We start from the raw sequence: 12,851 nt of genomic DNA on the forward strand, positions 1-12,851 counted from the left end.
TTGCGACCATGCCTGGCCCACCCCTATTCGAGGAGCGGCGACCAAGCCGGGTCGGAAGCGAAGCCCGGGGTCGGAATCTTCTGCTCGTTGTAGCCCGTCAGATCGATCGAATAGAGCTGCGGGCCACTGGAGCCCTGCGGTTCGCGGAAGAACATGATGACGCGTCCGTTCGGCGCCCAGGTCGGGCCTTCATTGTGGAAGCCCGTGGTCAGCAGCCGCTCGCCCGAACCATCCGTCTTCATGACGCCGATCGAGAATGTCTGACCAGACTGCTTGGTGAAGGCGATGAGATCGCCGCGCGGCGACCACACCGGTGTCGAATAGGAGCCGTCGCCGAAGGAGATGCGGTGCTGGTTGGAGCCATCCGCATTCATCACATAGATCTGCTGCTTGCCGCCGCGGTCGCTTTCGAAGGCGATCTGCGTGCCATCAGGCGAATAGGAGGGCGATGTGTCGATGGCGGCCGTCGAGGTCAGGCGGGTCGTGGTGCGCGAGCGCAGGTCCATCGTATAGATGTTGGCATTGCCTTCCTGCTGCAGGCTCATGATCACCCGCTGGCCATCCGGCGAGAAGCGCGGCGAAAACGTCATGCCCGGGAAGTTGCCCACCAGTTCACGCTGGCCCGTCTGCAGTTGCAGCAGATAGACGCGCGGCTGCTGGTTGGCGAAGGACATGTAAGTGACTTCCTGCCGGTTCGGCGAGAAGCGCGGCGTCAGCACGAGGTCGCTGCCGTCGGTCAGCATGCGGGCATTGAAGCCGTCCTGGTCCATGATGCCGAGCTGCGTCTTGCGGGCCGTCTTTGGGCCGCTCTCGGCAACGAAAACGACGCGGGTGTCGAAATAGCCCTTCTCGCCGGTGATCTTTTCATAGATCGCGTCAGCAATGATGTGGGCGACGCGACGCCAGTTGTCCGGCTGCGCATAGAACTGCTGGCCGATCATCTGCTGGCTGCCATAGGTGTCCCACAGGCGGAACTCGGCGCGAAGGCGACCGCCCTCTTGCGTCACTCGGCCGGTTACCAGCGCCTGAGCGTTGATCGCCGTCCAGTCCTGGAAGCGCGGCGTGGCATCCGGATTGCTGATCTTCTCGATGAAGGCCTGCTTGTTGACAGGCGCAAACAGGCCGGAGCGCTGCAGGTCGGCAGCAATGACGCCCGAAATCTGTGCGCCCAGGCCATCATTCGACAGAAGGTCGGTGATGGCGATCGGCATCGGCTGGACGTTGCCCTTGTTGATGTTGATCTCGACCACAGCATAAGCCGGAGTGGCGAGGGCTGCCGTCAAGGCTGCCAGCACCAGCAGGAGACGAACGAGGGATTTTCTGATCATATGTATCAAGCCTTTCAGCATTAATGCCCGAAGTCGTCGGCTTTGAAGTCAATGACTACTTCTCTCCAGGCGTCATTTTTATTCATTGGGAGATCTTTGAACGGAACTGATCTTAGAATTGCTCTATAGATGCTCGCGGCAATTGCCGTGCGCGTGGCAGCGGGTCCGCCAATCATGGTGATCTTTGGTTCACCAATAATTTTGCCCGACTGACCTACCTTTATGCGTACCTTCGCTCGAACCTTATCCGCCCCATCCAAACCGGGCACCATGGACCAGTTGCTAGCGATGCGATTCTCTATCTCGGCCTCTGCAGCTTGATCCGACTGGGGCATCAAGTGCTTAGCTTCAGCCGATGTGGAGAGCGTGGCCGCGAGCGAGACCAATAAGGAAACGAAAGCGAAACGACATCGATTCATATTGGCTATGCTCACCATCACAGCCCCAGGTCCGCTGCGCTGAAGTTGACGACAACTTCTTGCCAATCGTCGTATTTGTCCGGCGGCAGGATCTTCATGAAATCCACCTGCGACCGCAACACCGCGCGAACGGCGCCGCCCTGCAAGGCAGCCTGTGTCGACGCCGGTCCGCCGCTCGCGGAGACTTCCGGTTCACCGACGATCTGGCCGGACTTGTCGAGCTTGAAATGCACTTTGATCTTCACATCGCCCGCGCCTTCCAGGCCAGGAATGATATTCCAGTTCTTGGCGATCAGGTCGCGCAGGCCGTCCTGTTGGCTCTGGCTGAGCTTGCCGCTACTCAGCGACTTCATGCCACCGGTCGAGGCGACATTGGTCTGTGCACCCGCAGAAGTTGACTTCGCCGAGCGCTTGGCACCGCCGCCGGACGAGGTGTTATTGAGCACCTTGTTGATCTCATCGGCGAGGCCATTATCCAGACCGGCATTCGAGCCTTTTGCCGTCTCGCGCTTCTTGTCGCTGTCGCCCTGCCCGTTATCGGTCGAGGTGTTCTTGCTCGTGCTTTGAGTGGTCGTCTTGTCCGTTGGCTTGGCTGTTGGTTTGGCTTCCGCCACCTGTTGTGGCTTCACCACAGGCTTTTGCTCCGGCTTCGGGTCGGGCTTCGCCTCGGCAGTCTTCGGCGGCTGGACTGGCTGCGGCTTCACGTCCGGAACAGGAACCTTGTCCGCCGGCGGCTGCGCAGCCTCCTCGGTCGGGTTTTCGGTCACCGGCTTCGGATCAGCCTTTTGCGGAGTCGGTGTCGGGGTCGGCGTGGGTGTTGGCGCAGGCGTGACCTCGCTCTTCTGCGGCGTCGGCTCCGTCTTCTGTGGCGTGGGGGTGGGCGTCGGTGTCGGTGTGGGGGTCACATCCGGCTTCTGCTGCGGAACAGCAGCCACTTCCTTCGGCGCAGCCTCTGTATCCTGCTGCTCGATCGTCTTGACATCGTTCGGCCGCGGATCGTTCTGCGGCACCGGAACGTCGGTCTTCTTCGGCGCGAGGGCGGCGTTCTCATCTTGCGGACGCTGCGTCGGCACGGCCGGGTTCTTCAGGTCGATATCGTTTTCGCCGGCATTCTGCGCGTTCGCGACCTGGGTCTGCTTCTTGGTCTGCTTCGGCGCCGCATGATCCGTCACCGGCGCATGCTTCTCACCCTGCTGAAGCTGATCGGCGGGGACGATATCGACGTCCATCGCCGTGCTCTCCGGCGTCTCCAGAGGCGCAGGCGCACTCAGCGTCAGCATGGCGCCGATCAGCACCAAGATGTGAATGACGGCAGATGTGGCGATGCTGCGCTTCATGTCGATCCGTCAATGGTCCGTTATCTGCTGCGTAACCAGGCCGATATTCTTGTAGCCGGCCTCCTGGATGCGCGACATGACGTCGGCGATGACGCCATAGGGCGCTTTTCCGTCGCCGCGTACGAAAATGCGTTCATTGTAGCCGGTGGTGGCGATCGCCTTCAGCTTGGCGGCAATGTCGGCCGCTTCGATCTGCGTTTCCTGCAGGAAGACCTGGCCGTCCTGCTTGATGGAAATGGTGATCGGCTGGGTCTGGGCGTTCAATGCGCCGGCCTGCGTTTGCGGCAGGTCGATCGGCACGCCGGATGTCATCATCGGCGCGGCCACCATGAAGATGATCAGCAGCACGAGCATGACGTCGACCAGCGGCGTCACGTTGATATCGGCGATCGGACCGCCTCGGCCACCGCCGCGACGCCCGCCCCGGCGGCCACCGCCGCCACCCTTGCCTCCAACAGACATTGCCATGTGATTTACTCCGGTTCCGTCTGCGATTTACTGCGCAGCCTGGCGCGGCTGCAGCTTCTCATCGATCTGGCGCGACAGGATGGCGGAGAATTCGTCCGCGAAGCCTTCCATGCGCGCCGAGAGCTTGCCGGCGTCGGCCGAGAACTTGTTGTAGGCGATAACTGCGGGAATAGCGGCGACGAGGCCGATCGCGGTCGCGAGCAAGGCTTCTGCGATACCGGGGGCGACGACCGCGAGATTGGTCGACTTCGAACCGGCGATCGCCTGGAACGAGGTCATGATACCGACGACGGTGCCGAAGAGACCGATGAACGGGCCGGCCGAACCGATGGTCGCAAGCGATCCGAGGCGGGCGACCAGATGTTCCGATTCACGCGCCAACGTCACGTCCATGGCGCGATCGATACGCATCTGCAGGCCGATCGGCGAACGCGCGCCGCGCTCGAACGACTTCTTCCATTCGCGCATGGCGGCGACGAAGATGGCGCCCAGTCCCGTATTGGTACGCTCCGAAAGCGTGCGATAGAGTTCCTCGAGCGACTGGCCCGACCAGAAGACCTGCTCGAAATGATCGAACTGCCGGCGGGCCCGGGCATAGCTCAGATACTTGTCGATGACGATCGCCCAGGTCCATACGGAGGCCGCGAGCAGTCCGAGCATGACAAGCTTGACCACCAAGCCTGCCTGCATGAAAAGCGACCAGAGGGTGATGTCCGGTGTGGTGGCCGCTGCCAATGCTACTTGTTCCATTGATCCAAAATCCCCGAATCCAAACGCCCGGCGCTAGACCGGGCGGCTAAAAGTGATCTCACAAGAAATGTTTGGCAGCCGCCGCTGAACGCCCTGGTCAAAGCCTTCCAAGCTTACAACTGCCTTCTTGCCGTCAAATTTGGTCAAAGGAAGGCGTGCGCCGCACAAACTCCGACAACGGCAGTAAGACACTATTATGGTTAAAAGAATGTTAGCGTCGGAGCATGAAAGATTTGACGGTGACGAAGGTTATTCTGTCTCCTGGAAAGAACGGACCGGACGAAACCGGCGGCAGGCACAAAACAGTTCTTGCGCGCGGGAATTCCTTCACACAAAACTCAAGTTTTAGCAAGGAGACTTTTCGAGGCCTCCGACATCGCCACACACGGCTGCCTGCTGGCTCTAAGCAGCCTCCCTTATGGCACTAAACCACAGCCTCGGACGCCACCAGCATCTGCGCAGCCAGCTTTTCCGGTAACCGCCGCGGTTTTCCCTTGGCGTTGATTACCGCGATAATGACCTTGGCCGCGATCAGCAGCGTCTCACCGCGGCGGATTTCCTGGGACAGCACCATCTTGGCGCCACCGGCCTTCTCGGTCGTTGTGCGAATCACCAACAGGTCGTCCATTCGCGCCGGCCCCCTGAAGTCGATCTCCATACGGTGAACGACAAAAACCAGCCCCTCCTCGTCGGCATTCAGGAGCTCGCGCTGTTCCACGCCGAGGCAGCGCAGATAGTCCGTGCGGCCGCGTTCGAGGAAGTGGAGGTAGCGCGCATGATAGACGAGGCCGGAAAAATCCGTATCCTCATAATAGACTCGCTGCACCAGCCGGTGGCTACCGGCTTCCAGTTCCCCGGCAATCAGAAAGGGGCTGTTCATCGTCGCCGCATCTCCAAAAAATCTGGGGACCCTCTTTGGCCGAACTTCTGCCATCAAGCAAGCTTTGAACGATTGTCATAAATACTGACTATCCGGAATGGTGCCGGATAGCGATCGACGCAGAAGGATACGATCTCATGAAAATAGCGGTTATGGGCGGCGACGGTTTCATTGGTTGGCCAACCTCGCTGCATCTCTCCGATGCCGGTCATGAGATCCATATTCTCGACAATCTCTCCCGCCGCTGGATCGACACGGAGCTCGGTGTGCAATCGCTGACGCCGATGGATTCGATCCAGGAACGCACCCGCATCTGGCATGCGGAGACCGGCCGCCGCATCCACTTCCACCTCATCGATCTCGCAAAAGACTATGAGCTTCTGAAAAAGTGGCTCGCCGAGCATCGCCCCGACGCCATCGTCCACTTTGCCGAACAGCGCGCCGCGCCCTATTCGATGAAGAGCGACCGCCACAAGAATTACACGGTCAACAACAATGTCAGCGCCACGCATAATCTCCTGAACGCGCTGGTCGAACTCAACCTTGACGCCCATCTCGTCCATCTCGGCACCATGGGTGTCTATGGCTATTCCACGGTCGGCGCCGCCATTCCGGAAGGCTACCTGCCCGTCGGCATCGAGACCGTCGATGGCCGGACCGTCAATCAGGATATTCTCTATCCGGCCAATCCGGGTTCGATCTACCACATGACCAAATGCCTGGATCAACTCCTCTTCCAGTTCTATGCCAAGAACGACGGTCTCAGGATTACCGACCTGCATCAAGGCATCGTCTGGGGCACGCATACGGAGCAGACGCGCCGTCACGAACAATTGATCAACCGCTTCGACTATGACGGCGATTACGGCACAGTACTGAACCGCTTCCTCATCCAGGCGGCGATCGGCTATCCCTTGACCGTGCACGGCACCGGCGGCCAGACCCGCGCCTTCATTCACATCCAGGATTCGGTGCGCTGCATCGAGCTGGCGTTGAAGAACCCACCGCCGCGCAATGCCCGTGTCGAGATCTTCAACCAGATGACGGAGACGCATCGGGTCCGCGATCTCGCCGAGATGATCGCCAAGTTGAGCGGTGCGGAAATCGTCCGGCTGCCCAACCCACGAAAGGAAGCGCCTGAGAACGACCTGATCGTCAAGAACGACAAGTTCCTCGATCTCGGCCTAGCGCCGATCACCCTGCAAGCGGGTCTTCTGAGCGAAATCGTCGATGTCGCCAGGAAATATGCCTATCGCGTCGATCGCTCGCGCGTTCCGGCCGTTTCCGCCTGGACCAAGGATCTCGCGGCGACGGTCAACCACGATCCCGAAGGCAAGCGATTGAAGTCGGTCTCATGATGTTCGGAAGCGAAATCCTGCAGGGGATACGGCCGCGCTCCACCCCGCAAGCGCGGCAAGCCTTCGTCACGCTCGTCACCAATGCCGACTACGCCATGGGCGCGTTGGCATTGATGCATTCGATTTCGCGCACCAGCACCAGAGCCGATATGGTGGTTCTACACACGGCAGGCGTCGACGAAAGGGATCTTGCGCCGCTGGAAGGGCTCGGCTGCCGGCTGGTGGAGGTGGAACATCTGGCGCTCTCCGACGAATTCAACGAGCGCCACGCGCGCGGCAATCTGCATGCCAACGCTCCTTTCACCAAGGGTCGTAAGCCTTCCTTCCACTCGCCGCTCGATAATTTCTGCAAGCTCAGGCTCTGGCAGCTCATCGACTATGACACCTGTGTCTTCATCGATGCGGATGCATTGGTGCTGAAGAATGTCGACAGGCTCTTCGACTATCCGGAATTTTCCGCCGCACCCAACGTGTATGAAAGCCTTGCGGACTTTCATCGAATGAATTCCGGCGTCTTCGTCGCCAAGCCGTCGCTCGCGACCTTCAAGGACATGCTGAAGCTGCTCGATCGTCCCGACGTTTTCTGGCGGCGCACCGACCAAACCTTTCTGGAGACATTCTTCCCGGATTGGCACGGCCTGCCGGTCTTCATGAATATGCTGCAATATGTATGGTTCACCATGCCCACGCTTTGGGACTGGAACAGCATTTCGATCCTGCATTACCAATATGAAAAGCCTTGGGAGAAGAACCACCCGAAGGCCGATCAACTGAAACCGCTGATCGATTTGTGGCACCATTTCCATGCCGGGCGTGACGTGCCAGACATCACCGCATTCGCCAATCCGAAAGAGGCGGCATGAAAGTTCTGGTCTCGGGCGGGACAGGTCTCGTCGGCCGCTATATCGTCGAGGAGCTGCTTGCTGCTGGATATCAGGTTGCCGTCGGCGGCCGCAACGCACCGGAATCCAGCCTCTTCTCCCAGCCCGTCACCCTCGTGCCATTTAGCCTCGACCCTTCTGAAGATCAGAGCGACGTCTTCGACGATGCCTATTTCTTCGTGCACGCGGCCTTCGCGCATGTCCCCGGCAAATATCGCGGCGGCGAAGGCGACGATCCCGAGAGCTTCCGCCGGCTCAATCGGGATGGCACGATAAAGCTATTCGAGACGGCAAAACGCGCGGGCATCCGCCGCTGCATCTTTCTCTCGTCGCGCGCCATCTATGGTGATCGGCTGGCCGGCGAGACGCTGACGGAAGACATCATCCCGACGCCGAACACGCTCTATGGCGAAGTGAAGCGCGATGCCGAACACGCCCTCTTCTCCTTGTCCGCGCCCAGCTTCCTGACGGCGAGCCTAAGAGCGACGGGCGTCTACGGCGATCTCCGCCCGAACAAATGGGATGATCTTTTCGCCGATTACCTCGCGGGAAAGCCGGTTCCGTCCCGCGCCGGAACCGAAGTCCACGGCCGTGACCTCGGCCGCGCCGTCCGCCTGCTCTTGGAAACCGAGACCAGCCGCATCAGCGGCGAGGCTTTCAACCTCTCGGATATTCTCACCGATACGCACAATATCCTTGCGCATTTGCAGCGGGCAACCGGCTGTCCGAACCCCCTGCCCGCACCCGCGCCACAGGGCGTCGTTAGCGCGATGGATACATCGAAAATCCGCGCGCTCGGCTGGCGCGCCGGTGGCGCGAGATTGCTGGAAGAGACCGTTGCCAGATTGGCGGTGCCGCTGCGCCATGCGGGTTTCAGCGCATCAACATCATCTCGTCCCAGCTAAGCGCCGCCAAGTCCTCACCCCGAAATCTCGCATCGTCGGCAACGATGAATTCATCCAGTTGCGGCGGGGCGACGCTGCTGCCGGCGAGCATGGCATGCACCTGCCCGCGATGATGGGTCTGATGCTGGAAAAGATGGCTCAGCACGTCTTCCGCTCGCTCCCTCTGGATGCGGTCGCCGCGATGCAGGTCGATCACCCGCACCAGCCCCTCGGGATTCAGATATTCACACAGAACCACGAGCCGCTGGTCGACTTTGCCTTGCTCCACCGTCAAAGCATCGAGCGTATCGAACGGCTCTTCGATGTCGAAAGCTTTAAGACCGAGCGTGCCGCCCTCCAGCGCATCGACATAAAACCAGTCGACGGTCAGGATGTGACTAAGGGTCGACTTGATCGAGGGAAAGAAACTCACCCGCCTGGCCTCGAACTCACCAGGCCGAAGCGCCGCACAGGCCCGATGCAATCGAGTATTCGCCAAGGCGTTGTTGTAAGCGAGCTTGCGGAACACGCGGATCGGATCGAAACCGGACATGCTGCACTCCCTCCTCTACGCTTTGTCGAGATCGCCGTCCCGCCAAACCAGATGGCGCGCGGTTATCGGCAGGCTTTCGATTTCGTCGGCAATGAAATAGGGCGGAATATCGAGTGCAACCAGCGCCTCGCGCGTGGCCGGCACCCATTTGAATTCGAGATGATTGTCGCCGTCTTGGATGCGATGAACGATTTCCTCGGGCCGAAACGGGAAACCCCGGGGGATATCCATCACATAGTAGAGTCCCAGCTCATGCCAATCACGGCGCTCGTAGTGAAAGAAGTTCTCCACCATCCAAAGCAGCCGGCCAACCACAACGTCGACGCCCAGCTCTTCGATCATCTCTCGCCGCAACGTCTCCTGCGACGTCTCGCCGATTTCCGCCCGGCCGCCCGGAAAGGTCCAGAACGGCTCATGCACAGCGCGGTGGACGAGCACATGCCCCTCGCGAAAACCAAGGCCCGCTACGCGCATCTGGTATCGCGCATAACCGGCGTTCACCCTGATGACCCTGCGTTTCGACATCGCCCTATCCCAGATCGATCACAACGATTTCCGGCGGGACGCCGACGCGAACCGGCGCCACCGAACAGCCCAGGCCGCCGGAGACGATGATATGCCGATCCTCTTCGACAATATGGCCATAGACATACCGGTCGCCATAGCGCGACGGCAGATAGGGCGACCAGCCGAAAACCCTGACCTGCCCGCCATGCGTATGACCGGACAAGGTCAGCGACACGCGCGACGGCACGGTCGGAAAGATATCGGGCTCATGGGCGAGCAGGATAACCGGCGCCGAGTCATTCACCTGCGCCAGCGTGCCGTCGAGATCATCGAGTCCCGTCGTGAACTGGCGCTTCCAGCGGACGCTCCGGCGCAAAGCAAGCTGATCCTCGACGCCTGCCAGCCAAAAGCCGTGTCCATCCTTTTCGAGACGAGCCGAACGATTGGAATAGACCGGAATTCCGACATCCGCCAATGCCTTATGACTGAAGGTCGGGCCTGAGCCGCGCTTCTGCGCCGCCGCATCGTGCCACCAATCATGATTGCCGACGATCGCGTGAACGCCGAGCGGCGCCTTCAGGGCCGCGAGCTCCGCCGCCCACACCCGATGATCGACGCGTCCAGTTACGAAATCCGTCCCCGACGTGTAATCGCCGAGCAGAACGATGATATCGCCACCGAGATCGTTGGCACGGGTGCAAATGGAGGCGATGCGATCGGCCGTCATCCACGGTCTGCACGCATGAAAATCGGCCAGTGCCACGACCCTCAGTTTCAGCCCCGGCGTCCAACCAGGCGGCGTCAACTGGTAGCGGGCCACGTTGAGGCGCAAGACGGGCTCGTATCCAAAGGCATAGCCACCGAGCGCCATCAATCCGACGATACTGCTGCCGAAGAGCTTCAGGAAACCGCGACGGCCGATCACTCGCCTTCCTCCTGGAACAGCCTGAACTGTGCTGCCTCCAGGTCCTTTGGCGGCTGCATCCCGAGATGCCTCCAGGCGATCGCCGTCAGCACGCGGCCTCGCGGCGTGCGCTGAATGAAACCCTGCTGGATCATATAGGGCTCGATGATATCCTCGATCGCGTCGCGCGGTTCGGAGAGGCCCGCGGCGATGGTTTCGATGCCGACCGGGCCGCCGCCGAAATTGACGGCGATCATGTTGAGATAGCGCTTGTCGAGCTGATCGAAACCGACATTGTCGACCAGCAGCCGCGTCAATGCCTCATCGGCGATCTCGCGGGTTACCGCCTCCGCCTTTGCCACTTCGGCGAAATCACGCACCCTGCGCAGCAGGCGGCCGGCGATGCGTGGCGTGCCGCGGGCGCGCCTGGCAATCTCGCGCGCGCCCTCTTCGGTTATCCCGAGCCCCATCAGCCGCGCTCCTCGGCGGACGATCAGCTCCAGTTCCTCGACCGTATAGAAGCTTAGGCGAACAGGAATGCCGAAACGGTCACGCAGCGGCGTCGTCAGCAGGCCGAGACGCGTGGTGGCGGCGACCAGCGTGAACTTTGCGAGATCGATCTTCACCGAACGCGCGGCCGGGCCTTCGCCGATAATCAGGTCAAGCTGAAAATCCTCCATGGCCGGATAGAGAATTTCTTCGACGGCCGGATTGAGGCGATGGATTTCGTCGATGAAGAGCACGTCCCGCTCTTCGAGATTGGTCAGAAGCGCGGCAAGATCGCCGGCCTTGGCGATGACAGGGCCGGACGTCGAGCGGAAATTGACGCCGAGTTCCTTCGCCATGATCTGCGCCAGCGTCGTCTTGCCGAGACCCGGGGGGCCGACGAACAGCACATGGTCCAGCGCCTCGCCGCGTCCTTTCGCGGCCTCGATGAACACCTTGAGATTGGCGCGAGCCTCCGCCTGGCCGGTGAACTCGTCCAGCGACTGCGGCCTAAGCGTCACATCCAGGTCTTCGCCCCGCTTTTCCGGCGATATCAAGCGTGCGGCTTCGCTCATGTCAGACGTTCCATTCCCGGTATGCGTTTTGCGGCTTCGATGCTGAAGACCATGGCGGTCACCATGGCTCCCTCCCTTAGATCACCATTTCGTGGAGGAGCGCCATGAGTCGATCTCCTTACCTTGAGACAATAGTAAGGAATAGAAAAAGGTGCAAAGGATCACCGTGCGAGCTCCTTCAAGCCCAGCCGGATCAGCTTGGCGCTGTCTGCTTCCTCACCCGCCGATTTCATCGCAGCCGCAACCGCATTTGCGGCCTGGTCGCGGGAATAGCCGAGATTGGTGAGCGCAGAAACGGCATCCGCGACCGGGGCGGAAGCGACGCCATCGCCCAATTCCTGCTTTAGGCCGATATTGATCGCCTCGCCCGCAAACGCCGGCGCCTTGTTCTTCAGCTCGGTGACGATGCGCATCGCCACTTTCGGCCCGACACCCGGCGCCCGGGATACGGCGCCGCGGTCCTGCAGCGCGATCGCATTGGCGAGCTCCGACGGCGTCAGCGTCGACAACAGTGCCAGCGCCACCTTCGCGCCGATACCCTGCACCGTCTGCAGAAGATTGAACCACTCCCGTTCAAGCACCGTCGTGAACCCGAAAAGACGGATCTGGTCCTCGCGGACATATGTCTCGATGAAGAGAACACAGGCTTCGCCGACCGAGCCGAGTTTCGACAGCGTACGCGCCGAACAATAGGCGACGTAGCAGACGCCGTGCACATCCACGAGCGCATAGTCCTCGCCGATCTCTTCGATTGTGCCTTTCAACTTGCCGATCATGAATGATGTCCGTCAGGGATGGGTTTCGGGAGAGATAAGGTCAAGTGAAGGAAAGTAAGAGCGATAACGAAAACAAACTACCCCGCCAGCGCCGCCTGGCGCATCCGGCTGGCGCCGCGATTATGGGCATGGCAGATGGCGATGGCGAGTGCATCGGCGGCGTCGTTGCCTTTGAACTCCACCTTCGGCATCAGGATCTTCAGCATCATGTGGATCTGCTGCTTCTCGCCATGACCCACACCGATCACTGCCTTCTTGACGGCATTCGGCGCATATTCGGCAACCTGCAGCCCGGCGCGCGCCGGCACGAGCATGGCGATACCGCGCGCCTGGCCGAGCTTCAGCGTCGCCACCGCATCCTTATTGACGAAGGTCTGTTCGACAGCGGCTTCATCCGGCTTGTAGCTGTGGACGATATCGGCAAGCCCATCGTGAAGCTGGCAGAGGCGCGACGCGAGATCCATCTCGCCGTCCGACGTCACCGTCCCCGAGGCCACGAAACGCAGGGAATTGCCCAATGTGTCGATAATGCCCCAGCCGGTGCGGCGCAGGCCGGGATCGATGCCGATGATTCGAATCGTATTCTGCATGCGTCAACCTATCTTTGGAGCTGCAGATGTGCCAGCAAAATGTGAACAAAACAAAAACAAACTCCCAAACCCAGCCTCTTTCTGCAGCTTTGAAATTAGGGTGACGAAATTGCCGGGCAGGGTTTGGAATGGAGTGTCGGCGCTCCTACATGGAG

Annotated in this window: 15 protein-coding genes; 3 read left to right on the forward strand and 12 right to left on the reverse strand. The window is 60.5% G+C overall.

What is annotated here, in order from left to right:
* Positions 1–23: 23 nt before the first annotated feature.
* From tolB to ybgC, 6 genes are all read right to left on the reverse strand, one after another.
* Positions 24–1,328, reverse strand: coding sequence for a Tol-Pal system beta propeller repeat protein TolB (gene tolB / locus NXC24_RS15680; RefSeq protein ID WP_104824145.1), 1,305 nt, complete (start codon positions 1,326–1,328; stop codon positions 24–26).
* Between the two features lie 20 nt (positions 1,329–1,348).
* Entirely contained in the window at positions 1,349–1,765 is a 417-nt protein-coding gene (locus NXC24_RS15685) for a hypothetical protein (protein ID WP_104824146.1), read from the reverse strand.
* Positions 1,765–3,084: a hypothetical protein gene (locus NXC24_RS15690; protein ID WP_104824147.1), complete on the reverse strand. Its 1,320-nt coding sequence runs from the start codon at positions 3,082–3,084 to the stop codon at positions 1,765–1,767. Before NXC24_RS15690 ends, NXC24_RS15685 begins: the two co-directional genes overlap by 1 nt.
* Positions 3,085–3,093: 9 nt before the next feature.
* Positions 3,094–3,552 (reverse strand): protein TolR, encoded by a 459-nt coding sequence (gene tolR, locus NXC24_RS15695; protein WP_028754561.1) that lies wholly within the window; start codon positions 3,550–3,552, stop codon positions 3,094–3,096.
* A 27-nt stretch (positions 3,553–3,579) separates the two neighbouring features.
* A complete protein-coding gene (tolQ, locus tag NXC24_RS15700) occupies positions 3,580–4,302 on the reverse strand; it encodes a protein TolQ (protein ID WP_104824148.1) in 723 nt (240 codons plus the stop codon).
* 424 nt (positions 4,303–4,726) lie between these two features.
* A complete protein-coding gene (gene ybgC / locus NXC24_RS15705; protein ID WP_104824149.1) occupies positions 4,727–5,182 on the reverse strand; it encodes a tol-pal system-associated acyl-CoA thioesterase in 456 nt (151 codons plus the stop codon).
* 137 nt (positions 5,183–5,319) lie between these two features.
* Here ybgC and NXC24_RS15710 point away from each other — a divergent pair, with 137 nt between their 5' ends.
* From NXC24_RS15710 to NXC24_RS15720, 3 genes are read left to right on the forward strand one after another with little or no spacing between them, the layout of a single operon-like run.
* Positions 5,320–6,540 carry an NAD-dependent epimerase/dehydratase family protein gene (locus NXC24_RS15710; protein WP_104824150.1) on the forward strand — a complete coding sequence of 407 codons (1,221 nt, stop codon included), beginning with the start codon at positions 5,320–5,322 and terminating at the stop codon, positions 6,538–6,540.
* Positions 6,540–7,403 carry a glycosyltransferase gene (locus tag NXC24_RS15715; RefSeq protein ID WP_245463990.1) on the forward strand — a complete coding sequence of 288 codons (864 nt, stop codon included), beginning with the start codon at positions 6,540–6,542 and terminating at the stop codon, positions 7,401–7,403. Before NXC24_RS15710 ends, NXC24_RS15715 begins: the two co-directional genes overlap by 1 nt.
* The gene (locus tag NXC24_RS15720) at positions 7,400–8,326 is read left to right on the forward strand and encodes an NAD(P)-dependent oxidoreductase (protein WP_104824152.1); all 927 of its coding nucleotides are present in this window, start codon (positions 7,400–7,402) and stop codon (positions 8,324–8,326) included. Before NXC24_RS15715 ends, NXC24_RS15720 begins: the two co-directional genes overlap by 4 nt.
* Here NXC24_RS15720 and NXC24_RS15725 read toward each other — a convergent pair.
* From NXC24_RS15725 to ruvC, 6 genes are all read right to left on the reverse strand, one after another.
* Complete coding sequence (locus NXC24_RS15725; protein WP_104824153.1) at positions 8,295–8,858, reverse strand: DinB family protein; 564 nt, start codon at positions 8,856–8,858, stop codon at positions 8,295–8,297. The two genes, NXC24_RS15720 and NXC24_RS15725, sit on opposite strands and share 32 nt — an antisense overlap.
* 15 nt (positions 8,859–8,873) lie before the next feature.
* Positions 8,874–9,383, reverse strand: a complete 510-nt coding sequence (locus tag NXC24_RS15730) for an NUDIX hydrolase (protein WP_104824154.1) — start codon at positions 9,381–9,383, stop codon at positions 8,874–8,876.
* 4 nt (positions 9,384–9,387) lie between these two features.
* Positions 9,388–10,290: a metallophosphoesterase gene (locus NXC24_RS15735; RefSeq protein WP_104824155.1), complete on the reverse strand. Its 903-nt coding sequence runs from the start codon at positions 10,288–10,290 to the stop codon at positions 9,388–9,390.
* Positions 10,287–11,330: a Holliday junction branch migration DNA helicase RuvB gene (ruvB, locus tag NXC24_RS15740; protein ID WP_028754570.1), complete on the reverse strand. Its 1,044-nt coding sequence runs from the start codon at positions 11,328–11,330 to the stop codon at positions 10,287–10,289. The genes NXC24_RS15735 and ruvB overlap by 4 nt, the downstream gene beginning before the upstream one ends.
* Before the next feature lie 161 nt (positions 11,331–11,491).
* The gene (gene ruvA, locus NXC24_RS15745; protein ID WP_104824156.1) at positions 11,492–12,106 is read right to left on the reverse strand and encodes a Holliday junction branch migration protein RuvA; all 615 of its coding nucleotides are present in this window, start codon (positions 12,104–12,106) and stop codon (positions 11,492–11,494) included.
* A gap of 77 nt (positions 12,107–12,183) precedes the next feature.
* Entirely contained in the window at positions 12,184–12,696 is a 513-nt protein-coding gene (gene ruvC / locus NXC24_RS15750) for a crossover junction endodeoxyribonuclease RuvC (protein ID WP_028754576.1), read from the reverse strand.
* Positions 12,697–12,851 lie beyond the last annotated feature (155 nt).

Source organism: Rhizobium sp. NXC24, from assembly GCF_002944315.1.
In the GTDB taxonomy this organism is placed as follows: domain Bacteria; phylum Pseudomonadota; class Alphaproteobacteria; order Rhizobiales; family Rhizobiaceae; genus Rhizobium.